Annotated in this window: 22 protein-coding genes; 18 read left to right on the plus strand and 4 right to left on the minus strand. The window is 52.6% G+C overall.

The features are described 5' to 3' along the window. Window positions 1–108 precede the first annotated feature (108 nt). Window positions 109–441 (minus strand): hypothetical protein, encoded by a 333-nt coding sequence (locus B5E84_RS06205; RefSeq protein ID WP_087220792.1) that lies wholly within the window; start codon window positions 439–441, stop codon window positions 109–111. Between the two features lie 40 nt (window positions 442–481). Continuing rightward, window positions 482–1,252: a DeoR/GlpR family DNA-binding transcription regulator gene (locus B5E84_RS06210; RefSeq protein WP_087220795.1), complete on the minus strand. Its 771-nt coding sequence runs from the start codon at window positions 1,250–1,252 to the stop codon at window positions 482–484. 438 nt (window positions 1,253–1,690) lie between these two features. On the opposite strand from B5E84_RS06210, the gene B5E84_RS06215 reads away from it, so the two are divergent. The 16 genes from B5E84_RS06215 (at window position 1,691) to B5E84_RS06290 (ending at window position 18,686) form a co-directional block, all read left to right on the plus strand. Next, the gene (locus B5E84_RS06215; protein WP_087220798.1) at window positions 1,691–2,500 is read left to right on the plus strand and encodes a BtpA/SgcQ family protein; all 810 of its coding nucleotides are present in this window, start codon (window positions 1,691–1,693) and stop codon (window positions 2,498–2,500) included. 148 nt (window positions 2,501–2,648) lie between these two features. Next, window positions 2,649–3,842, plus strand: coding sequence for a BMP family lipoprotein (locus B5E84_RS06220; RefSeq protein WP_087220801.1), 1,194 nt, complete (start codon window positions 2,649–2,651; stop codon window positions 3,840–3,842). Between the two features lie 68 nt (window positions 3,843–3,910). Beyond that, window positions 3,911–5,461, plus strand: a complete 1,551-nt coding sequence (locus tag B5E84_RS06225; RefSeq protein WP_087220804.1) for an ABC transporter ATP-binding protein — start codon at window positions 3,911–3,913, stop codon at window positions 5,459–5,461. Continuing rightward, entirely contained in the window at window positions 5,458–6,555 is a 1,098-nt protein-coding gene (locus tag B5E84_RS06230; protein ID WP_087220807.1) for an ABC transporter permease, read from the plus strand. The genes B5E84_RS06225 and B5E84_RS06230 overlap by 4 nt, the downstream gene beginning before the upstream one ends. Continuing rightward, complete coding sequence (locus B5E84_RS06235) at window positions 6,552–7,505, plus strand: ABC transporter permease (protein WP_087220810.1); 954 nt, start codon at window positions 6,552–6,554, stop codon at window positions 7,503–7,505. Before B5E84_RS06230 ends, B5E84_RS06235 begins: the two co-directional genes overlap by 4 nt. An 18-nt stretch (window positions 7,506–7,523) precedes the next feature. Continuing rightward, entirely contained in the window at window positions 7,524–8,468 is a 945-nt protein-coding gene (locus B5E84_RS06240; protein WP_087220813.1) for a carbohydrate kinase family protein, read from the plus strand. A 20-nt stretch (window positions 8,469–8,488) separates the two neighbouring features. Then, entirely contained in the window at window positions 8,489–9,679 is a 1,191-nt protein-coding gene (locus tag B5E84_RS06245) for an SIS domain-containing protein (protein ID WP_162612815.1), read from the plus strand. A gap of 9 nt (window positions 9,680–9,688) precedes the next feature. Beyond that, the gene (locus B5E84_RS06250; RefSeq protein WP_087220819.1) at window positions 9,689–10,498 is read left to right on the plus strand and encodes a secondary thiamine-phosphate synthase enzyme YjbQ; all 810 of its coding nucleotides are present in this window, start codon (window positions 9,689–9,691) and stop codon (window positions 10,496–10,498) included. Window positions 10,499–10,569: 71 nt separating this feature from the next. Beyond that, window positions 10,570–11,727 carry an SIS domain-containing protein gene (locus tag B5E84_RS06255; RefSeq protein WP_087220822.1) on the plus strand — a complete coding sequence of 386 codons (1,158 nt, stop codon included), beginning with the start codon at window positions 10,570–10,572 and terminating at the stop codon, window positions 11,725–11,727. Window positions 11,728–11,739: 12 nt separating this feature from the next. After that, complete coding sequence (locus tag B5E84_RS06260; protein WP_087220825.1) at window positions 11,740–12,132, plus strand: YjbQ family protein; 393 nt, start codon at window positions 11,740–11,742, stop codon at window positions 12,130–12,132. Window positions 12,133–12,146: 14 nt separating this feature from the next. After that, window positions 12,147–13,133, plus strand: coding sequence for a hypothetical protein (locus tag B5E84_RS06265; protein ID WP_087220829.1), 987 nt, complete (start codon window positions 12,147–12,149; stop codon window positions 13,131–13,133). Window positions 13,134–13,161: 28 nt separating this feature from the next. Continuing rightward, window positions 13,162–14,433 (plus strand): MFS transporter, encoded by a 1,272-nt coding sequence (locus tag B5E84_RS06270; RefSeq protein ID WP_087220832.1) that lies wholly within the window; start codon window positions 13,162–13,164, stop codon window positions 14,431–14,433. A gap of 2 nt (window positions 14,434–14,435) precedes the next feature. Beyond that, window positions 14,436–15,704 carry an MFS transporter gene (locus B5E84_RS06275; RefSeq protein ID WP_087220835.1) on the plus strand — a complete coding sequence of 423 codons (1,269 nt, stop codon included), beginning with the start codon at window positions 14,436–14,438 and terminating at the stop codon, window positions 15,702–15,704. 31 nt (window positions 15,705–15,735) lie between these two features. Next, window positions 15,736–16,938: an SIS domain-containing protein gene (locus B5E84_RS06280; RefSeq protein ID WP_162612816.1), complete on the plus strand. Its 1,203-nt coding sequence runs from the start codon at window positions 15,736–15,738 to the stop codon at window positions 16,936–16,938. An 8-nt stretch (window positions 16,939–16,946) separates the two neighbouring features. Then, the gene (locus B5E84_RS06285; protein WP_087220844.1) at window positions 16,947–18,131 is read left to right on the plus strand and encodes an SIS domain-containing protein; all 1,185 of its coding nucleotides are present in this window, start codon (window positions 16,947–16,949) and stop codon (window positions 18,129–18,131) included. 210 nt (window positions 18,132–18,341) lie between these two features. Further along, complete coding sequence (locus B5E84_RS06290) at window positions 18,342–18,686, plus strand: phenylpyruvate tautomerase MIF-related protein (RefSeq protein ID WP_087220847.1); 345 nt, start codon at window positions 18,342–18,344, stop codon at window positions 18,684–18,686. 240 nt (window positions 18,687–18,926) lie between these two features. Here the strand turns inward: B5E84_RS06290 and B5E84_RS06295 are convergent, their stop codons facing one another. Further along, window positions 18,927–19,217 carry a type II toxin-antitoxin system YafQ family toxin gene (locus B5E84_RS06295; RefSeq protein WP_087220850.1) on the minus strand — a complete coding sequence of 97 codons (291 nt, stop codon included), beginning with the start codon at window positions 19,215–19,217 and terminating at the stop codon, window positions 18,927–18,929. Continuing rightward, the gene (locus B5E84_RS06300) at window positions 19,214–19,492 is read right to left on the minus strand and encodes a type II toxin-antitoxin system RelB/DinJ family antitoxin (protein ID WP_087220853.1); all 279 of its coding nucleotides are present in this window, start codon (window positions 19,490–19,492) and stop codon (window positions 19,214–19,216) included. Before B5E84_RS06300 ends, B5E84_RS06295 begins: the two co-directional genes overlap by 4 nt. A gap of 730 nt (window positions 19,493–20,222) precedes the next feature. On the opposite strand from B5E84_RS06300, the gene prmA reads away from it, so the two are divergent. Then, window positions 20,223–21,185: a 50S ribosomal protein L11 methyltransferase gene (prmA, locus tag B5E84_RS06305; protein ID WP_087220856.1), complete on the plus strand. Its 963-nt coding sequence runs from the start codon at window positions 20,223–20,225 to the stop codon at window positions 21,183–21,185. A 3-nt stretch (window positions 21,186–21,188) separates the two neighbouring features. After that, window positions 21,189–21,950 carry a 16S rRNA (uracil(1498)-N(3))-methyltransferase gene (locus B5E84_RS06310; protein ID WP_087220859.1) on the plus strand — a complete coding sequence of 254 codons (762 nt, stop codon included), beginning with the start codon at window positions 21,189–21,191 and terminating at the stop codon, window positions 21,948–21,950. Window positions 21,951–21,956: the final 6 nt, after the last annotated feature.

Consider the following 21,956-nt stretch of genomic DNA (forward strand, 5'->3'; position numbering starts at 1 on the left):
CTGCGGGATAGAACAGAGAAAGCATGAAAACAGGACGCTTTTTCCGGATTTAAGGGAAAGGCGTCCTGTTTTTGGCGGGTGCGCCTGGCAGCCAGAGAAAACCGCTTTTTATCCCGCCGCCATCTGCAGAATTGCCAGATCAAACATATATAGAGCGGCCCAGACAACTAAAAATTTGTACTGGCGGCCGTTTTTTATGGCCCGAAAATAGAGATAGAGAGGAATGAGGATCAGCCCGGAGAGATAGACGGAAAGGGGCTGGTCCTTTGTCGCTTTTGTTTTAAAATAATCATAGGATACGAAACCTATATTTAAGACAAACACAATGGCGGACACCCATCTGTGATCGGTACCTGCGGTGTGCAGGAGGATAGAGACAAGCATGGGGATCGCGGCCAAAAGCCACAGGGAAACTTCGTCTTTTTTCACTTCTTTTTTCATGACAATCTCCATTGCAAATTGAAATATTGAAACATCAGATTTATGCGAGAATCACTTCGATTCCTTCGTCTCTTAACCGGTCGATGCTCTCTTTGTTTTCCTCAGTTTCCACAGTGATGAGGGTGTCGATCTCGTTAAAGCCGCAGAAGGGGTAGAACCCGCTGGACAGGAATTTGGAGGAGTCGATGAGGAGCACCACCTTATTGGAAACCTGGATCATTTTCTGCTTGATGTCCAGAAGGAAGGGGGTGGAAATCGTGGGGCCCACTGTGTGAAGGATCCCGCAGGAGCCGATGAACGCGATGTCCGCGTGAATCCCGGAGAAGAATTCCGCCGTCTTTACTCCGTAAATCGTCTTACTATAGTGATGGACCACACCCGGCGGCATGGAAACGGTGGAAAAGTTGGACAGGGATAAGGCGATGTCCAGGCCGTTGGTGATGATGCAGCTGTTGGTGAGCTCCTTGTGGGAGTTCAGTTCTTTGGCCAGCTCCAAAAGCGTGGTTCCGGAGTCTAACAGGATAGAGGAGTTGTTGTGGATCATTTGCAGGGCGCGTTTGGCGATCCTCTGCTTTTCTGACTGAAACATTCCGATCCGGTAGGTATTGTCATCGGTATCGTGATCTTCGCTTAAAAAGGCGTATCCCCGGGAGCGGACGATCTGGTGATTCGCCTCCAGCTCCAGCAGATCCCTGCGGATGGTGGTGGGGGTTACGGAAAACATCTTTGACAGCTCGTCTACCGCTGCGGACTTTTTCTGCAGCAGAAGTTTCATAATGGCATCCTGTCTGTAATTTCCCTTGTTGGACATGGCGTTCCTCCTTGAACAGTATTGAATTTTTCTGTGTTATAGGAAGTTTCATTTTATATGCAGGAAACTGCGCCTCCTATGACACAATAGCCTCCGGCGGAGGCTCACACTTATATAAGACTGGCTGAAGATGCGGGAAATTGGGTTCGGGAAGTCGGATTCAGCCCTTATATACGTTTGCGGATGTGTATTGCGTTACGTTTATTATAGCATGAGTGGAAGATATAGTAAATAGCGAACATTTTATTTCGAACAAAAAAGTGTGCAAAAGTTATCATATAATGAATTGGAGTTCATACTATTGACGATAATACGGGAAATATGTTATATAATTTTATAGAAAACGACAATAATGATCGTAAAACGAAAATTAATTGGAATAAAAATTTTGTTATACGAACATTACGAACAAACAAGAAAAGCGGGGAGAATGAAAAAATGTTTAAAGAAGCTCGCAGAAACAATCAGAAACTGATATTTGGGCTGATTCATTTGAAACCTATGCCCGGGACGCCGTTTTATCAGGATGGAGATTATGAAACATCCATAGAAAAGGCGGTAAAGGATGCCAAGGCCCTGGAAAACGGCGGGGCATCCGGCTGTCTGATCCAGACGGTGGATAAGGTATATCCCACAGGGGATGAGAGCGATTACGTCAGGGCCACCTGCCTTGCGGTAATTGCCAACGAAGTGAAAAAACAGGTGGGAGCAGATTTCAAAATTGGGGTACAGCTTATGTGGAACTGCATCACCCCATCCATCGCGGCGGCAAAGGCGGTAAACGCGGATTACACCAGATGCACCGCCCTGGTGGGACAGACGTCCTCTCCCTTTGGCGGGGTTGTGAACGGCGACCCGTTAAAGGTCCTGGAGTACCGGCGGAAGATCGGTGCGGAGAAGGTGGAGCTATTGGCGGAGATCGCCGGATACCATTTTCATGGCGGGTATGACAGGGAGGCCCTCCTGGGCCGGGTGAGCTCGGCGGTGATGGTGAGGGCGGACGCGGTGGAGATCATGAGCAAGGATGAGGAATTAAATAACCGTATGGAACAGGATATACGGGCTGCTTATCCAGATCTTCCCATTATCCTTGGCGGCGGTACGGATGTGCAGAGCGCGGCCTCCCGGCTGAAAAACGCGGACGGCGCCCTGGTAGGACGGTGCTTTGAGGGAAATAACTGGGGAGGCGGCATCGACGAGGCGATTGTAGCGGCGTATATGAAGGAAGTGTGGAGCATATCCGGCTGATTTGCGAAAAGGCTTTGGGGATGGCTCAGAGCCGGAGCGAGAGTACAAATGAGAGCATAACTTCACGGCGGGCCACGCTTTCCGGCGCAGATCTCAGCTGTGGAGAAAGTAACAAATAAACTATTTTTTATGCGAGGAGGAAAAAAATATGAAAAGACGTTTCATGGGATTGCTGACTGCTGCCGCTCTTGTGGCATCGCTTGCAGGCTGCGGAGGTTCCACAGAGGAGGCCGCGACGACGGCGGCTACAGCCGGTGGGACAAGTACGGAAACCAGCGGAGAGACTTCCGGAGGAGAGGATTCCCTGGAAGGCAAAAAACTGCTGTTCTTCGCTTTCCAGAACATCGGAGACTATGGGACGAACGATCTGGGATACTACGCTGCCCAGGAGATCGCGGAAAAGTACGGCATTGAGATGACGCTGGTGGAAGGCGGACTGGACGCCTCCACGAGAACGACTACGCTGCTGGATGCCATCGAAACTGGCGGATACGACTATGTGATCAGCTCCAGCTGGTACATCCAGGACGACCTTTTGGCCAATGTGGACCGGTTCCCGGATATGAAGTTCATCCTCTATGATACGGCGCCCACCCTGGATCTGACCGATTACCCCAATGTGTTCGGCGTCAGTTTCCGCCAGGATGAAGGTTCCTTTATCACCGCTGTATACCAGTGCCTGATGTCTGAAAATCATAAGATCGGAGCGGCGGCCAACCAGGATTCCCCCATCTTGAACGACTTCGTAACCGGCTGGCTGGCAGGCGTGAAGTACTATAACGACAACATGGCGGCAGACGGGGAGGAAGTTGCTTACAACATCGCGTACTATTCCGACCAGACCGTTCAGGGCGCGTATGAGACGGTGAACGTCCTTTACAACAACGGCTGTGACGTGGTTTACAACATCGGCGGCAGCTACTGCGTAGGCGCGTTAAATGCCTGCTCTGAGCACGGCGGAATCGAGAATGGCCAGTATCTGATCGGTGTGGACTACGACCAGTACACCACCTTTGCCAACGCGGACAACGAAGTGGCCGGATATGAGAATCTGGTAACCTCCATGGAAAAGAGAATCACCCAGTGCTGCGTGCTCGCTTTTGACGGCATTGTAAGCGGCGATATGGAGATGGGCAACCACAGATTCGGCGTGACAGACGGCGGTACGGGACTTGCCTATAACGAAAACTACTACGCCCACACTCCGGAAGATGTACAGGCTACGATTACGGAGCTGGAGGAGAAGATCACAAGCGGTGAGATTGTGGTTCCCAGCTATTATGATCTTCCTGACTATGATACATTTGCACAGTTTAGAGATGACCCGGAGTATCGTTTGTAAAGTTTAGACAATCATTTATAAAGGCTGCTGCGGGAGAAGGCAGCAGCCTTTTAAAGGCAGGTGTAGGAATGGCAAAAGAACTTTTAAAAATGGAAGGGATTACCAAGATTTACGGCAACGGTTTCATGGCGAATAAAAACATTACCTTTACCGTAAATGAAGGAGAAATTCACGCGCTGATCGGAGAGAACGGCGCGGGAAAGACTACGCTCATGAAAATCCTCTTTGGGCTGGAAAGCTGCCAGGAGGGGAAGATTTATCTGAACGGACAGGAGACCCACATAGAAAACCCTCTGGACGCCATTGCGAAAGGCGTGGGCATGGTTCATCAGCATTTCATGCTGGTGCCGAATCTGAGTGTGGCGGAAAATGTGGTTCTCGGCATTGAACCGGGTCCGGGGCAGATTTTTGACAAAAAGACGGCGGTCCGCATGACGGAGGAGGCGTCGGAAAAATTCCAGCTGAAAGTGGATCCCAATGCCCTTGTGAGGGACATCAGCGTAGGCTTGAAACAGAAGGTGGAGCTTTTGAAAGCTCTGATCCGGGGGGCGAAGGTGCTGATTCTGGATGAGCCCACGGCTGTGCTTACGCCTCAGGAGGTTCGGGAGCTGTTTGTGCAGCTGAAATCCCTGAAGGAGAGCGGGTATGGAATTATTTTCATTTCCCACAAGCTGGATGAGGTTATGGAGCTGTGTGATTCCGCCACGATCTTAAGGCACGGGAGAGTGACCGGTTTCGTAAAGAAGGAGGAAATGAATGAAGTCGTCTTATCCAGGCTGATCGTGGGCAGGGATGTGGTTAGCACCATGGAAAAAGATGAGAGCAGTGTGGGAGACACGGTTCTTAAGGTGCGGGGCGTCACTTACGTGGACGATATAGGGAAAAAGCTGGTGGACGATGTCTCCTTCGGCGTCCGGGCCGGTGAAATCGTAGGAATCGCCGGGGTGGAAGGCAATGGCCAGAATGAAATTTCAGAGATCATTACGGGCCTGCTGCATATGACGAAGGGAACGGTGAGCATCAACGGTACGGAAACCTCCGGCCTGTCTATCAGCCAGATCCGGAAACTGGGCCTTGCCCATATCTCTGAGGACCGCATGACCTATGGCTGTGCCCAGGAGATGTCGATCTATGACAATCTCTCCTCCATTTATCTGGATCATCCCAAGTTTACGAAGGGGATTTTCATTGATCAGAAGGCGCTGGATCAGTATGTAAAAGACTGTATTAAAGAGTTTGAAATCGCCTGTGATTCTGAAAAGAGCCCCATCCGGATGCTTTCCGGCGGCAATATCCAGAAGGTGATTGTTGCCAGAGAGTTTACCAGCGGGGCTAATATTATCATCGCGAATCAGCCTACCAGAGGCATTGACGTAGGCACGGCCTCTCTGATCCACAAGCTGCTGCAAAAATACACCAGGGAGAAAGGGTTCGCGGTGCTTCTGATCTCCTCGGATTTGAATGAGGTGATGAACCTGTCAGACCGGCTGCTGATTATGAGAGACGGCAGGATTGCCGCCCAGTTTACGGACATGAACAAGGTGAATGACGAGCTGATGGGCGAGTATATGCTTGGAATCAAAAAGATGACGGAGGAAGAAAGGGGGGATCTGCATTGAAAAAAGTACAGAGAGTGGAGGCGTTATTTGAACTTCTGCGGGTAGTCCTGGGCCTGCTTCTTGCCTACATTATTACGCTGGTGATCATCATACTGACTTCCGATGTGACACCCCAGGAAGTGGTAACGAATTTCGTGTTAGGTCCGTTTACCACGTCGAGGCGGTTCGGACAGCTGATGGGCAAATTTATCCCCTATGTGCTGGGTGGCTGCGGAATGTGCTTTATTTACGGCTGCGGCCGTTTCAATCTGGTGGGAGAGGGAATTGTAAACTTTGCTCCCGCGGTGGCCTGCATTGTGCTGTTCAACACGCCTTTATTTGATCATGTGCCGTGGATTGTGGGAGTGGTGATGCTTTTAGTCATCTGCTGCGCCGTGGGCGGCGGTTTAAGCCTGATCCCCGCGGTGGGAAGGGAAAAGCTGAAAATTTCCGAGATGGTGACCTCCATCATCATGAATTATATGCTGTTATACCTTTCACTCTGGTTTTTGAAGATTTTCTTCGCGGATCGCTCCCAGGCATTTTTGTGCAGCCCTATGTATCCGGAAAACGCCAGTTTTTTCCAGATTCTGAAAGGGACGAATCTTCACGCCGGTATTTTTGTCAGCATCATAGGCTGGATCGTGGCCTGTCTCATGTTTGACCGGATGCGGATCGGGGTAAAGATTCGGATCTGCGGTTCCAACGGGATGTTTGCGAAGTATTCCGGGTTAAACACCACAAAGATCGTGCTGATCGCCCAGCTCATAGGAGGAATCTACGCTGGAGCGGCGGCGTGCGTGGACGCCTTTGGAATGTACACCCGGTATCAGTACAGCGTCCTTACCAACATTGGCATGGATGCCCTGGTGGTCGCGGTAATCGCCAGAAAGAAACCGATTTTTATCCCTCTCGCGGCCTTTGTTCTGGCTTACATAAGGACTTCCGCTGTGGTGCTCAATCTTTCCACCAATATTCCGATTGAGTTCGTAAACATGATGCAGGCGGTGCTGATTCTGTTTGTGGCAGCCCAGCATTTCCTGAAGAAGTCCAAGGAAAAAGCGATTTATAAAATTTCCATGGAAGAAAACAAGGGGAAAGGAGCGACGGTATGAGTTTAGAATATATCGAGACATTTTTGTTCTCCGCTGTGAGAATCGCGACTCCTATTATGTATGTGGCGCTCTGCTCCACCATAGCTTTGCAGGGCGGCCTTACCAATATGGCGGCGGAGTCCATGATGCTGATTTCAGCGGTTACGGGAGTGATTTTTTCGGCCATTTCCCAGAATTTGCTCATCGGCATTTTGGCTGGAATGATGAGCTCTGTTTTGATCACGCTGTTTCTCTGTTTCGCGGCTTTTGTGATGAAGGTGGACCTGTATCTGATGTCCATCGCTCTCAATACGGCCATGAGCGGGGCAACCATTTATATCATGTATGTGACCACGGGAAATAAGGCCAACACCGCGGGATATTTTGCCTCCCTTCAGATGCCGAATATCCAGATTCCCATTATCAAGGACATTCCCCTGATTGGAAACGTCCTGTCGGGGCATAATGGGTTTACCTACCTGGCGGTAATTATGATTTTTGTTGTCTGGTTTATTATTTTCCGCACAAAACTGGGGCTGCGGATCCGGGCGGTGGGGCAGAATCCCCAGGCTGCAGAGTCTGTGGGCATCAATCCCAGCAAGATCTACACCATCGCTTTCGTGATGGCCAGCGCCATCGCCAGCCTGGGCGGAATGTTCCTCTCCATGGGCTATCAGAATATGTTCATCCGGGATATGACGGGAGGAAAAGGCTTTATCGGTATGGCGGCATCCACCATCGCCGGGGCGTCCCCGGTGGGGTCGGCTCTGTTGGCTGTAGTGTTCGGCGTGGCGGAGGCGGTGACAAACTACTCCAAGCTCTACATCACCGACGCCCAGTTTTTGTCGGCCATGCCCTACATCATCACCACCGTACTGCTCTTTGTGCTCTCCTATATCCGGCTGAAGAACAGTGAAAGCGAGATGAGAAAGAGAAAGGCGGCCGCTTTGAAGGCCCATGAAAATCTGTAAACGATCGGAGGCTTATGTATGGATTATGTAATAGGCGGAAACGTGATGCTTGATACCGTCCGTTTCCCAGGGGAGGAATCACCGTCCCGTGAGCACATCGGCGGTCCCGCCACCTTCGCTTATTCCGGGGTAAGGCTGTACACGGACAGCGTCATGCAGTGTTCCAACGTGGGAGAGGATTACGCGCCGCTGTTTCTTCCCTGGATGGACAAAAATGAGGTGTTCCGGGACGGGCTGAAGGTAAAGGTGGAGCACTGCAACCATTCTTACCTGATCTACAACGAGGACGGCACCTACGGTGCGGATCCCACCGTGAAACGGTTCCGTAGCGACTGGATCCAGGACTTCGGCTATATGAAAACGTCGCCGGAGGATCTGGAGGTCTGGACAAAGGGCGGGAATGTCAAGGGCGTCTATGTGGCCCAGAATGTGGACCGGGTGTTCTGGAGAAAGATGAAGGAGCTCAAAGCCAGAGACGGGTTTAAGTTAATGTGGGAGATTGAAGGGCCCAGCTCTTATAAGGAGTTTATGCCGGAGGTCTTAAATGCCATGGAGCAGACCGACATTTTTTCCATCAATATTCAGGAGGCCAGGCATCTGTTTGAGGTGGAATCGGAGGAGGAGTGCATTCGGGAGCTGCAGAAGTTTCCGGTGGACATGACCTTATTCCGCGTAGGAGGAAAAGGGGCATATATGGTGACGCCGGACCGGTATTATTACCTGCCGCCGGCGCCCTCAGATAAGATTGTGGATCCCACTGGCTGCGGAAATACTTCCACAGGGGCAGCGCTTTATGGCTATTGTGAAGGCTACGATGCTTTAAAGGTGGGTATCATCGCCAATGTGGCGGCGGCCCAGAATATCCGGCAGTACGGAGTGATCCCGGATTTTAAGGCTGTGAGGGAATTTGCCCTCGCTCAGGTGGACGAGCTTTACAGACAGTATCAGGAAAAATTTGATTGATGGATCTGCGGAGAGACAATATGGAAAAAACGAAGGGATCAAATCCATTGGGCAGCCAGGTGTTAAGCCTGCCGTCCATGGTGGAAGAACAGGTGAATTACTGTTTTTCAGAAGAAGTGCAGCAAAGTATCATGACTATGGCAGAGGCCTTCGACATCAGAAAGATCTATATCACTGGCTGCGGTGATTCCATCGCCGCGGCCGGGGCCATGGCGCCCATCCTTTTAAAGCTTTCCGGCGTGTTTGGATGTGAGATGGTGGAACCCATGGATTTCACAAGGTTTATGACGGCGAAGGATATGGGCATCGGCGAGCCCAACAGTCCGCTGGTCATCGGCATCAGCGCCGGCGGGAACACCTCCAGGGTGGTGGAGGCCATGAGGAAGGCCAACGAGATGGGGGCGTTCACCATCGCTCTCACCAACAACGGGGAAAGTCCTGTAGCCAAAGAGGCCAGACGGTCTTTTGTGCTGAATACGCCCAAAATGAAAGATGATTTTCCAGGGCTTCGGTCCTACTTTGCCAGTATGGTAGGACTTCTGGCCATCGGCTGCCGAATGGGACGGGTGAGAAATGTGCTGCCGCCGGAGGCGGAAACCCGTCTGGCGGAACGGTTAAAGGCCTATGTGCGCCGTTACAGCGGAGTCTTGGAGGAAATGGACAGGGAGATGTTTGAGCTGGCAAAGACCTGGAAGGAGTTTGAGCGTTTTGACTTTATCGGCGACGGCAAGGAGCTGTGGTCAGCCCTGTTCGCCATGGAAAAATTTGTGGAGTGCACGGGAGTTATGGCAAATTATGACGACTCCGAAAACTGGTGCCATGTGGGCTATCACATTTCAGACCCGGAGAGTATCGGCACGGTATTCTTCGCGGATGCCCTTTCCCCGAGCTATGGAAGGCTGAGGGAGACGGTGGATGCGGCCTTAGGCATCAGACGGCCGGTGCTCATTATCACCAACGGGGAGAGGGAGGATTTTCCTGAAGGGGCTCATGTGGTGATTCTTCCCAAAACAGAGGCAGGAGACGAGTGGATGCAGCCTATGATGGACTATGCGCCTGCAGCCCTTCTCGCCGGATACTGCTGTACGCTGGCGGGCAGAAAATTTTTCAATGAGTATGACCCCATAGCGGGGGAGTACAACGGGACGGGGGCTTATTTTGCAGAGGGCGTCCGCACCATGAAAAACAGTGAAATTCAAGTGTATATTTGAGGTGCATCTATGTTCAGACGGGAATATATCGAGACGGAGTGGAGAGGCTGCCCCTCCATTACCGGGAAACTGGAGGAGCTGGTGAAGGAGAGCGGGATCCAGGAAGGACTCTGTGTGGTCAGCGCCCCGGATCTTACCACCGCCCTTGGCATCACGTCGTTCTGGGATAAGCGGGGATTAGAGGATCTGATGGATGAGCTGGACCGGGATTTCCCGGCGCGGGTGGACTATAAAAGCCAGAGGACGCCCTTTGATTCCGTAGGGAATGTAAAGGGGGCTGTGGTGGGAAGGAGTCTGTCCCTTATTATCCATGAGGGAAAGCTGGTATTAGGCTCGTCTCAGGGAGTGGTGCTGCTGGAGTTTGACGGCCCCAGGAGGCGGCCTTATGAGGTACAGTTGGTGGAGAGATCGCTCACCCTCTATAAAACAGGTATAAAAACCCAGTATATGGGGATGTGCGGGATCACGGACTGGGTTCGCTCCTGCGTAAAAGAGAGCGGTGTGAAGGAAGGGCTCTGTCATGTTTCTCAGCTTCATTCTACAGCGGGGATTCTCCTGTGCGGCCGTTCTGAGCCGGCAAAGGCGGATTTGATGGCCGATATAGAGAGAATGGTCCCGACCAGGGCGGATTTTAAGCACAGAGAGACGGCCTCCGACGCGGGGGGCCATGTGAAGACCGCCCTGACAGGGAGTCAGATTTCCCTGGCGGTTCATCATGGGGAACTGGTCATCGGCGAGGACCAGGACCTGGTATTTGCCGAGTTTGACGGGCCCCGCCCGAGGACGGTTTACGCTGCCGTGATGGGAGAGAAGATGTAGAAATTCCGGACAGAAAATCAGCGGAAATGTTTTAAAATTTGCGGTACATTTGCAGCAGAACGGAGAATTCAATGGATAAGACAATGTATGACAACCAACTGCGAAGGCAGTGTCTGAATCTGCCGGTGATGTGTGAGGAGCAGCTGAAAGGGATACAGGAGGGACTAAAGGCAGTGCCGGGCGAGGTCTTAAAGAAGATCAGGAGAGTGATCCTCACTGGCTGCGGGGATTCTTATTTCGCGGGAATCGCGGCAGTGCCTGCCTTTCAGACTTGCGCGGGGGCCTTTGCGTCTTCTTTCAAAGCGGTGAGATGTATAGATGCCGCCCGGTATCTGGAGTATGAAGAAGGACAGGAGGAGTCCACTCTTGTAGTGGGAATCAGCGCGTCCGGCAGTCCGGTGCGGGTGATGGAGGCTTTAAGAAGGGCCAATGAGAGGGGATGCTGCACCCTGGCAGTGACCAACGTCCCGGATTCCAGAGCGGCCAGGGAAGCAAAATATGCCCTGATCGTCCATACGCCGCCCTTTCCGGAGCCGGGTCCTGGACTGCGGAATTATTTTGCCTCCCTATCAGCCCTGTTTTTGCTGGCAGCCAGGATGGGCACGGAAAAAGGAACCTGCGGCGCCGGCAGCGAGGAGGCCCTGTGCAAAGCGATCCTGGATTACACCGGCGCTTATGGGAAGGCCTTTGACGGGATGGACAGCCTGATGTTTGAGCTGGGGGAACGGTGGAAGGATCACATTGGCCACGAGGTGATCGGCGACGGTCCCTTATACGCCACGGCGGCTTTCATCGGAGCCAAGTTCGTGGAGGCGGCGGGAAAGATGACGAACGCGGTGGATTCTGAAAACTGGTGCCATGTGAACTATTTCCGGCACAGTCCGGAACAGTCGGGCCTCATCCTGGTAGCCAACGATGGGGACCACAACCACTCCAGAGTGGCAGAGACCATGGGACAGGCGGTGAAAATAGGAAGAAACTGTCTCTTGATTACGGATACAAACGGGAAAGACTACGGCGTTCCGGAGGGGGTCACGGTATGTACCGTACCGAAAGCGCCGGAGGGATATGAGTTTCTGGCGCCTTTGCTCAACTACATACCGGGCACGCTGTTGGCAGCCTATGTGGCAGCTTTGCGGGGCGAGCCCTATTTCAGAGGAGAGCATTCTCTGCAGAAACAGTCGGAAGTGGGTTCCACCATCGGCAGCAGCAAGGTGATAATTGTATAGGGGAGAAGACGGATGTTTGTACAGAAGACAGTTATTTATCAGGAAGGGAACGGGTTCGACATTACGGGAGAAATCGTGAGGGCGGTGAAGGAAAGCGGTATAAAAGAAGGACTTTGCTGCGTCACCGCGCTCAGCGAACATACGGGTATCGTATGCGTTCCGGAAAAAAGACAGGAAATCCTTGCGGATATATGGGAGGATCTGGAACGAATTCTTCCTCCGAGGACGAACTATAAAGACAGCAGTGACCCGGCGCGCTGTGCGGGGAGAAGCAAAGCGGCTCTCACGGAATCCTCCAAAGATTTCATCATCCACGAGGGGGAGGTCCGGACCTGGGGAAATGTATATCTGCTGCATTTCTCCCAGGAGGAGGAAGGCCGTTACGCTATAACGTGCTGCGGGTAGTCAGGAAGTGAAACATGGAAACCTATTTTTCTCTTGAAATGTCTATGTTCCTTACATTGCTGGCGGCAGCGATGTGGGGCAGCTGGATGCAGATTCAGAAACACCTTCACGGCTATCCCATCGCGGGCGTGATCTTCTGGCTCTACACATTTTCTTTTATTCTCATTTGGACCATTACCCTCATCGTCTCCCCGTTTTTGCTGGAAAGGAGCATTCTGGAAATCTCCCTGGAAAACACAGATACCGTTCTCACCATCCTGGCGGGAGGCGGCCTCATGTCTCTGGGGCTTTACAGCTCTCTGGTAGTGGTGGGAAAAGTGGGACTGCTGCTTTCCACCACCATCAGCGGAGGCATCGGCATTGTGCTGGGGGTAGTTACTTCCGTAGCGGAGGAGGGACTTCCCGAAGATCCCGTGGCCCTGGCGCTGATCGCGGCGGCTACGGTTATATTTATCGCGGCAGGGTTTGTATGTGCTCTGGCCTCCAGTTCCAGAGACCGGGATCACAAGGTGAAAACGGGCTCCAGGACAATGTCGGCTACGGTCGTTTTGCTGATGCTGTTTACCGCCGTCCTTCAAAATGGCTGGTCCATGGGGACAGCGGCGGGAACGGCCAGAAATTTCGCTCCCGTTCTCACCTGCGCCTATATGGCTACGGGCTCCTTTCTCAGCGTGGCGGTGGTGACGGGAATCCGCTTTACGCGAAGGAGGGAGTGGAAACTGGTCTTTGCGGTGGGGGAACGCAAGGCGCCAATCTGGATGTCAGCCGCGGCTGCTCTCTGCCATTACGGCGGCAATCTGATGTCCATCTACTCCATGCCGGCTCTCAGTGCCACCGTCTCTTTCCTCCTGGGAAAGTCGGCCAATGTGTGGACCATCTTCTGGGGGATGTACTACCGGGAGTTTTCCGGTATCAGCCGCGGGACAAAAGTGCTGTTGTGGTCCGGCATCAGCCTGTATTTTGCGGGCATTGTGCTCCTTGGCATTTATTATCTGTTTTGATTTTTGAGGAAAGAGGGGAGTTTTGGGTATGGACAGAAAAGACGGCAGGCTGCATTACGCGTGGAAAATCATGCTTGCCTGTATGTGTGTAAAAATGGGCTCGGCAGGAGCTTTGACTGTGGCCATGGGAAATTTTGTAACGCCCATTGTGGAGGATTTAAACTGTGAGGTGAGCAGCCTTACGATGTTTGTGAGCATCCAGGCGATTTCCATGGCGCTTATGTATACCATCGCGTCGAAGATTCTGATGAGCCGGAAAATCGGCCGGGTCATGGGAATCGCGTCTGTGGCGGAGGTGAGCGGATTGGCGCTTATGGCTACGTATCACTCGCCTTATATGTTTTATCTGTCAGGCCTGATTACGGGAGTGGCCCAGGCGTTTACCGGCTATGTGGCGATCCCCACAGTGATCAATCTGTGGTTTAAGAAAAAGGCTGGAACCGTTTTGGGGATGGTGATTGCCGTAGGCAGCGCCGCAGGCATTTTCTACAATATGCTGTCGGCAAAGCTGATTGTGGCATTCGGCTGGAGAGCGGCGTACCTGATCCTGGCCCTGATTGCGGCTGCAGTCACCGTACCGGCTGTCTTTCTGATCATCAAAACGCCGAAGGAGCTGGGGCTTTCCCCTTATGGAGAGGAACCAGCGCTTTCTGAAACGGAAAAACGGGAGCCGGAAAGCCGGGGAGAGAGCGGAGCTGGGCTTACGCTGAAACAGGCCTTTCACTCTGGTTTCTTCTATCTGGCGTGGACGGCCTGTATCCTGATCAGCTATGCCAGCGGAGTTTCCGGCTATACGGCGACCTACACGACCATGGAGTTGAAACAGAGCATCGTGTTTGGCTCCTTCGCCGGCATATGCGTCAATATCGGCACGATCATAAGCAGCCTTGTCCTTGGCCGTTTAAATGATAAGCTGGGTGTGCGAGCCGGACTGCTGTGGGGAGCCGGAACGGCTTTTGTGGGATATTCCATTATGTTAATCAGCAGGACCACTCCGGCGCTGGTCCTTCCCGGAGGCTTTATCGTCGGGCTGGGAGCCAGTATGTATGCCGTGCAGTGCCCGCTGTTAGCCAAGAAGATCGTAGGAGATGGGCACTATTCTCAGATCTGGTCATGGATGATGATGGCAAACAGTCTGATCGGCGGCGGCCTGTATTCTTCCATCGGAATGTTTTATGACAAATTTGGAAGCTACCAATGGCCGTTTATGATGGCAATCGCCCTCTACGCGGGGGCCATGCTCTTAGGGATGGCTGCTCTCTCCGCGTCTGAACGAAATAAAAAGAGAAAGTCTGGTTGATTATGGGAACAAAAACGGAAAAAAGGCACTATGGGTGGACGATTGTCGTCTGCTGTGTGCTCATTTATTTTACAACAAGTGTGGTCACCGTAAGCCTGGGGAATTTTGTCTCGCCGGTGGTCCATGATTTTGGCATTCAGGTCCGGCAGCTGACCCTCACAAACAGTATTGAATGCGCGGTAATGGCGGTGCTCTATCCTGTGGCGGGGAAGGTACTGAATACGAAAAAGCTCAGCATTGTGGTGCCGTCGGCCTTGTTTTTGATGCTCCTTGGGATGTTTCTCATGGGCTCCTACCATTCCGTTTACGGGTTTTACCTGTCGGGAGTGATGATCGGGATCGGCTCTGCTTTTACGCAGTTTCTGGCCATGCCATTGATCATCAATATGTGGTTTAAGAAAAAAACGGGCACAGCCCTTGGGATCTGCGTCTCCTGCGGCAATGCCTTCGGCATTATTTTCAATCTGATCAGCGCCCAGCTGATTGTGAAAATCGGATGGAGAGCCGCGTACCATATCCTTCCCATGATTCCTCTGGTGCTCGCCCTTCCATACGTGATGACACATCTGAAAAGTCCAGAGGAAGTGGGATGCAGGCCCTATGGGGCTGAGGAAACGGAGCAGGAGGCCCTGACGGTTTCCGGCTCGGAAAATGCGTGGGGAGTGACGGGAAAGCAGGCGTTTCATCTGCCGATGCTGTACCTTGCGTGGCTGGTGTGCCTCTGCTACAGCGTAGGCAGCAGCGTCCCCAATTATATCGCCACCTTTGCCACCATGGAGCTGGGAACCAGCGTAGAGCTGGGCTCCATTGCCGCCAGCATATACAGCGTCGGCTCTGTCTGCTGCGGATTTCTATTGGGAAAGATCAATGACCGGTACGGCGTAAAAGCCGGCATGACCTGGGGAATGGTGTTTATGATTCTTGGCATGGGCGGATTGACCGCGTCCATAGGAAACAGTGCCCTGCTGATACCAGCCTGTTTCCTCACCGGATTTGGCGGCTTGAATATGTACAGCGTGCAGGCGCCTCTGGTAGCCAGAACGGTGGTGGGGGACCGGCATTACTCGGACATCTGGGCGGTGCTCATGATCGGAAACAGCATGATCGCGGCTCTGGTATACTCGCCGATCGGAGGAATTTTTGACGCTACAGGCTCGTTCGCGGGGGCTTTCGCTCTGGGAATGGCCATGTACACGGCGGCTTTGATCTTTGGGGTGATTGCTTTGAACATGAGCAGGAAATACAGGAAAACCCATGAAACTGCCTGCTAAAAGAATAAACTTAAGTTGGAGGGGAAGCGGATTGAAAAAAGAGGATTACAGGAATTCTGTTCTGCATCAGGTGCGGGATCTGAAAGAGCTGGCACGAATCCAAAAGGAGAAGTGCTTTCACCTGGAGAAACTTACGGAGGTAATGGGAAGGGAAACGGCCGCGGGGATCAAACGGGTCATTTTTACCGGCTGCGGAGACTCCTATTCTGCCGCCGGGGCCATGCTGCCGGGATTTAAACGGTTAAGCGGCTTAAAGCGCTGCAACGCGCCGGACATCATGGATTTTTGCTGCTACTACACCAGGGACAAGATTTTGAAGGGGCTGAAGGCGGAGGAAGTGTTGGTGGTTGCCATCAGTTTCAGCGGCTCTGCCCAGAGGCTGGAGGAGGCCTTAAACAAAGCCAACGACCTTGGAGTTCAAAGCTTGCTTATCACGAGAAATCCGGATTCCAGGGGCGGCCGTGCCGCGAAATCAGTTTTCAATGTGGAGACTCCGGATGGCTGCAACTCACCGGGACTGCGGTCTTACTACGCAAGTATGGTGGGAATGGCGGCGTTGGGGGCTTACATAGGCTGCTGCAATGGGACGCTGGGGGAACAGGAATTTTATGATACAGGAGAGACCATTGCCGGATATACCTTAAGGTTTCTGGAGGATCTGGACCGCATCGACGAGGAGATGTTCGCGGAGGCGGTGAAGATGAAGGACCTTAGGAAATTTGAGCTCATTGCCGACTGGAATGAGGGCAGCTCGGCTCAGTTTGTGGAGCAGAAATTCATTGAGTGCGGCGGAGTGTACTGCGACCACACCACCTCGGAGGAATTTGCCCACATCAGTTTCTTTTTCCGGGGGCCGGAAGAGTTTGGCACCATCGTGATGGTCAATGAGGCGGATCGGAGCTTAAGCCGGATGAAGGATACGGTAAACGGCTGTCTGGCCCAGCACCGTCCCACCCTTGTGGTGACGGATCTGGAGGCGTCAGAGTTTGAGGTGCGGCAGCGGGATTGGAGCGATGTGGACAATTTCTACGGCATCGCGGACCAGGGATTTAATTCCATGGAACAGGCGGGGAAAGCGGCGGTCTGCCACATCGCGAAAGCCCCGGAACAGTGGATGTCCCCCTTTGTAGACTTTATCCCCGGTTCTCTGCTAGCAGCGTACCATGCCGCCGTCAATGAGCACCATTTCTTTGGCGGCCGTTTTGACTTTCGCACGGAAACCTGGAGGGGGTGAGGAAAATCATGTATAGAAGACTGAATGATGAGAAATATTACAGAAAATTTTACTTTCAGGACAGTTTTTATGCCCAGTGCATGGACGTGGATCCTTTGAGTCTGGTTCAGACAGAGCGGGCAGCGGCAGCTGTGAGAGCGGTTTTGGAAAATCCGGTCTTTCAAGGGGTAAAGCACATTATTGCAAGCGGCTGCGGCGACTCCAATCTGGTGGCGTTTGCGGTAAAAGGGGCCTTTGAGCATTATCTGCCCCAGGTGGAATATGAGGCGGTGGAGGCTATTGAGTTAAGCCGTCACTACGATTATGAGGAAAACCATGAGGATACGGTGGCCTTTTTTATCAGCTATTCCGGAAAAATCTACCGGACGATAGAGGCCATGGAACAGTGCAGGCGGCACGGGATCACTACGGTGGCGGTGACGGATAACCCGGAGTCCCCCACGGCGAAAGCGGCGGACATCCTCTGCTATACCAATATCCCAAAAGGAGACAATAACGCTGGCCTTCGCACGTATTTTGCCAATGTTCTCACCATGATCACCATGGCAGCCGCCATTGGAGAGCTGCAGGGAGGAGAGGGGAATGTTTCCCGGCTGGGAGACCAGGTAAGGCAGTACCATGACCAGTTCTTTTCCCGGCTTTCAGAGATCGACAACCGCTGTTTTGCTGCCGCCATCCGCTGGATGGATAAAAAATACCTGGAAATCGTGGGAGATGGTCCCCTGTTTTGGGTGGGAAAATTCATCCAGGCCAAGGTGGTGGAGCTTTCCGGAGATGCCTGCGCGGTCATTGACAGTGAAAACTTTAAGCACGTCAATCAGATGATGGAACCGGGAGAGGAGATCGGTGAGTTGGTGTATCTCAATACCAATGACAGAAACCTGCCCCATATGGTTGACACTGTTAATGGAATGGCGGCAAAAAACAGGGATGTGCTCCTGTTTTGTGACCGGCGCCCGGAGGAGATCGGAATCACTGCCGGCGTGCAGTACTGCCCCATGCCGGTACCGGAAAAGGAATATAATTTCCTGGCCCCCCTCTATGCCTTCCTTCCTGGAGCCATATTCGCGGGATTCCGGCACACCACCATAGGGGAACCTATGTTCCGGGGCGGGATGGATCCCACCATTTTCATCCCTACCTATTACTCCCCTGTGGATGTGGTGGATATGGAATCTGTGGGACGGGAATAAATGTTATATTTCCTAAAGGAAACGGCCAGGCTGCTCTTTGCGCCTGGCCGTTTCCTTTTGCCATGTTCTGTTTGCATATCTGTTTCCTGTCGGTCTTCCCGGTTTCCCCGCTGTTTTGGGGCTGTTTCCGGGGAAACATCTGTGGTATAATTGATCCAGAGAGCTGCCCGCCCCGGCAGGCGGCCCCGGGAGAAAAGGAGGACGAAAACCATGCCGTTTATCAACACAAAAATCACCAAAACCCTGGATCGGGAGGAAAAGGACCAGCTTACCGCCGCCATCAACCAAATCACCTCAGAGTGTCTGGGAAAAGGGGAAAACTGGATTATGTCCGGCTGGGAGGACGGCTGCGACCTGTATTTTAAAGGAAAACAGGACGGAGCCATCGTCTATGTGGAGGTAAAGCTGTTCGGAACTCCCAGGCCGGAGGCCTGCGAGCGGATGACGAAACAAGTGTGTGATCTGTTTAAAGAGAAACTGGATATTCCAGCAGACCGGGTGTATGTGAGCTATTTTGCTACGGATCGCTGGGGGTGGAATGGAGGAAATTTTTAAAATTTTTAGAGATTTGCCCTGAAGATTGCAGCGCTGTTTCGTGATGGAAGTTTTAAGGAAAATCAGAACATGGAAAAGCCTTTGTTTCCTATTTTTGGATATAGGGAAACAGAGGCTTTTTCGTTACAATATAGCTGGCGCGGGAGAGATCGGAGCGGTGGCGGTATTTTATAAAGAGGGGATGGAGCTTTGATAGAGAAGGAAAACCGCCGTACAGATTTTCCCATACGACAGCAGCTTTCATTTGCCGAATAAATCGCTGTGTGTTCCGGTGCGGGTCAGCGTCAGCACCAACACATTATCCTCAATACGGTAGATGAGCAGCCAGTCCGGGAGAATGTGACATTCCCGATGGCCTGCCCAATCGCCGGATAGATCGTGATCGCGGTTTTTCTCCGGCAGAGGTTTGCCCATTGCAAGCAGCGCCACCACCTGTTCCAGCAATTCGATTTTCAGGCCACGCTTGATTGCCCGCTTGTAGTCCTTTTTGAAACCTGTTGTGTACTTAACAGTGTACATTGTTTCCCTCATTTTTTCAGGTCGGCAAACAACTCGTCAAGGTCGTTATAACCTTTGACAGACGGGTCTTTCGCAATCCTTTCCGCCTCCAGCATGGCAGCAAGCGTTTCTTTGTTCGGCCGTTCCAGTTTCACTTCAAAAGGAATACCGCCCTCCCGAAGGGACTGACGCACAAAGATGTTGAATGCCGTAGACAAATTCATACCGAGTTCCGCAAACAAGGCGTCGGCCTGCGCTTTCAAATCCGCGTCCATACGGATACTGATGTTTGTGGTATTTCCAGCCATATCATCAACTCCTTTCTGCTGATACTTTTAGTATATGCTATTTGCACGAAGAAAACAATGCTTTGCACGAAATTTTAACATAAAATGAAAAGGAAATGTAACAGTTCAGCCATGCAGAAACATATGGCAAAATACTGCGTGGGAGCTTGCTTACTAAGCAGTTTTTTGCCATATGTTTCAATAAGGCGGACGCCCGGCCTGAATCATTTGACAGCTAATAACGTTTCACGTTAGCCAATTTTGAAAATCCGTCAAATTATGAATGGCATGGCTGAGCTGTCACAAGAAAATAAAGGAGGTACAGTAAAATCAAACGGGAAGTTAAAAAATCCGCAAATCCTGACCGCAGAGAAATCAAAAAATCCGGGGTGCTCGACAGGACAACTCTGGAGCGCGGCAGCGGAGGGATCCTTTGTATGTGCGAAGAAGTGATCCCCATTGATCAGAAAAACTGCTTTATTCCCTGTAATCTGATATAAAGGATGTCCGGCAATGCAAAACCCCGGATCGCTTACAAGGAAAAATAGTGAGCAATAAACAAAACTCCCCCGTCTTGCACACCCGCCCAATCTATGATATGATACGTTAGAATTGAAACAGTGGAGAAAACCAGCCGGGGGGCCAGACGGAAGTTCCCTCCCGGCCTGTTGTGCTTTGCGGGCGCGGGACGCCGCCGCCCCGCCGGCCTCCGAACCCGGAGATAAGGAAAGAGAAAACGAGGAAACGGACTATGAAATGGAAAAAATTTACATTGAGCACCACCACGGCCGCCGTGGATCTGGTGAGCAGTATGCTGGATGAGCTGGGGATCGAGGGAATCGAGATCGAGGACCACGTGCCACTGACGGAAGCGGAGACAAAGGGAATGTTCATCGACATTCTGCCGGATCTTGGCCCCGACGACGGGACGGCCAAGGTGAGCTTTTATTTAGACGACGACAAGCTGGAAAACCTGGAGGAGCTGCTTTTGGAGATTGAAAAAGGTCTGGACGAGTTAAGCTCCTTCGTGGACGTGGGCGAGCGCACCCTTCAGCTCTCCGAGACGGAGGACAAGGACTGGATCAACAACTGGAAACAGTATTTCAAGCCCTTCACCGTGGACGACATCCTCATAAAGCCCACCTGGGAGACCATCCCGGAGGAGGATAAAGACAAGCTCCTCATCCAGATCGACCCCGGCACCGCCTTCGGCACCGGCCAGCACGAGACCACCCAGCTGTGCATCCGCCAGCTGAAAAAATACGTGACGCCGGGCTGCTCCGTGTTAGACGTGGGCACCGGCAGCGGCATCCTTGGCATCACCGCCCTGAAACTGGGGGCCGGTTCCGTGTTCGGCACCGACCTGGATGATAACGCCATCACCGCCGTAGGAGAAAACCTGGAGGCCAACGCCATTGACGGCTCCCAGTTCCAGGTACTGCAGGGCAACATCATCGACGACAAGGCCGTCCAGGACGCCGCCGGCTACGGCTGCTACGACATTGCGGTGGCCAATATCCTGGCGGACGTGATCATCCTCCTTCAGGAGGAGATCCCCGTGCACCTGAAAAAAGGCGGCATTTTCATCACCTCCGGCATCATCAACATGAAGGAGGAGGCGGTGCGTCAGGCCTTTGCCGCCAACGACCAGCTGGAAGTGGTGGAAGTGACGTATCAGGGCGAGTGGCTGTCCGTCACCGCCAGGAGGAAATAGGCCATGTTCCATTTTTTTGTGGACCGGACTCAGATTGACGAGGGGCAGAACCGGATCACCATCACCGGCCCTGACGTAAACCACATCCGGAACGTCCTGCGGATGAAACCAGGGGAACAGCTTAGGGTGAGCAACGGCGAGGATAAAGACTACCTCTGCGCCGTGGAAGAAGTGTCCCAGGAGCAGGTGACCGTGGAGATTTTAGGACCCCTGGAGAGCACGGAGCTGCCTGCCCGCATTGTGCTCTTTCAGGGCCTGCCAAAGAGTGATAAAATGGAGCTCATCATCCAGAAGGCCGTGGAGCTGGGGGTGTACGAGATCGTCCCCGTGGCCACCCGGCGGGCAGTGGTGAAGCTGGACCGGAAAAAGGAAGAATCGAAACTGCGCCGCTGGAACCTGATTTCCGAGAGCGCCGCCAAGCAAAGCAAACGGCTCATCGTGCCCCAGGTGACGGGGGTGATGACTCTGGAGGAGGCATTTTCCTACGCCGCTGGCTTTGACAAATGCCTGATCCCTTACGAGAACGCGGAGGGGATGGAAGGGACCAGAGAGGCCTTTGCCTCCATTCGTCCGGGGATGACGGCGGGAATCTTCATCGGCCCGGAAGGCGGCTTTGACCAGGAGGAAATCGCCCAGGCAGAAGCTCACGGCGTCCGTCCCGTGACCCTGGGAAAACGGATCCTGCGCACGGAGACGGCCGGGCTCTACGCCCTGTCGGTGCTTGGCTTTCTGCTGGACGGAAACGAGGGAGACGTTCGTTTGTAAAAAGGA

The sequence above is a fragment of the Lachnoclostridium sp. An14 genome (genome assembly GCF_002160755.1).
Taxonomy (GTDB): domain Bacteria; phylum Bacillota; class Clostridia; order Lachnospirales; family Lachnospiraceae; genus Lachnoclostridium_A.

Coding starts and splice junctions, on each gene's coding strand:
- B5E84_RS06300 (WP_087220853.1), bottom strand. CDS start 19,492: ATGGCTGGAAATACCACAAACATCAGTATCCGTATGGACGCGGATTTG.
- B5E84_RS06210 (WP_087220795.1), bottom strand. CDS start 1,252: ATGTCCAACAAGGGAAATTACAGACAGGATGCCATTATGAAACTTCTG.
- B5E84_RS06255 (WP_087220822.1), top strand. CDS start 10,570: ATGGATAAGACAATGTATGACAACCAACTGCGAAGGCAGTGTCTGAAT.
- B5E84_RS06215 (WP_087220798.1), top strand. CDS start 1,691: ATGTTTAAAGAAGCTCGCAGAAACAATCAGAAACTGATATTTGGGCTG.
- B5E84_RS06250 (WP_087220819.1), top strand. CDS start 9,689: ATGTTCAGACGGGAATATATCGAGACGGAGTGGAGAGGCTGCCCCTCC.
- B5E84_RS06225 (WP_087220804.1), top strand. CDS start 3,911: ATGGCAAAAGAACTTTTAAAAATGGAAGGGATTACCAAGATTTACGGC.
- B5E84_RS06235 (WP_087220810.1), top strand. CDS start 6,552: ATGAGTTTAGAATATATCGAGACATTTTTGTTCTCCGCTGTGAGAATC.
- B5E84_RS06205 (WP_087220792.1), bottom strand. CDS start 441: ATGAAAAAAGAAGTGAAAAAAGACGAAGTTTCCCTGTGGCTTTTGGCC.
- B5E84_RS06260 (WP_087220825.1), top strand. CDS start 11,740: ATGTTTGTACAGAAGACAGTTATTTATCAGGAAGGGAACGGGTTCGAC.
- B5E84_RS06265 (WP_087220829.1), top strand. CDS start 12,147: ATGGAAACCTATTTTTCTCTTGAAATGTCTATGTTCCTTACATTGCTG.
- B5E84_RS06240 (WP_087220813.1), top strand. CDS start 7,524: ATGGATTATGTAATAGGCGGAAACGTGATGCTTGATACCGTCCGTTTC.
- B5E84_RS06245 (WP_162612815.1), top strand. CDS start 8,489: ATGGAAAAAACGAAGGGATCAAATCCATTGGGCAGCCAGGTGTTAAGC.
- B5E84_RS06310 (WP_087220859.1), top strand. CDS start 21,189: ATGTTCCATTTTTTTGTGGACCGGACTCAGATTGACGAGGGGCAGAAC.
- B5E84_RS06285 (WP_087220844.1), top strand. CDS start 16,947: ATGTATAGAAGACTGAATGATGAGAAATATTACAGAAAATTTTACTTT.
- B5E84_RS06270 (WP_087220832.1), top strand. CDS start 13,162: ATGGACAGAAAAGACGGCAGGCTGCATTACGCGTGGAAAATCATGCTT.
- B5E84_RS06290 (WP_087220847.1), top strand. CDS start 18,342: ATGCCGTTTATCAACACAAAAATCACCAAAACCCTGGATCGGGAGGAA.
- prmA (WP_087220856.1), top strand. CDS start 20,223: ATGAAATGGAAAAAATTTACATTGAGCACCACCACGGCCGCCGTGGAT.
- B5E84_RS06220 (WP_087220801.1), top strand. CDS start 2,649: ATGAAAAGACGTTTCATGGGATTGCTGACTGCTGCCGCTCTTGTGGCA.
- B5E84_RS06295 (WP_087220850.1), bottom strand. CDS start 19,217: ATGAGGGAAACAATGTACACTGTTAAGTACACAACAGGTTTCAAAAAG.
- B5E84_RS06275 (WP_087220835.1), top strand. CDS start 14,436: ATGGGAACAAAAACGGAAAAAAGGCACTATGGGTGGACGATTGTCGTC.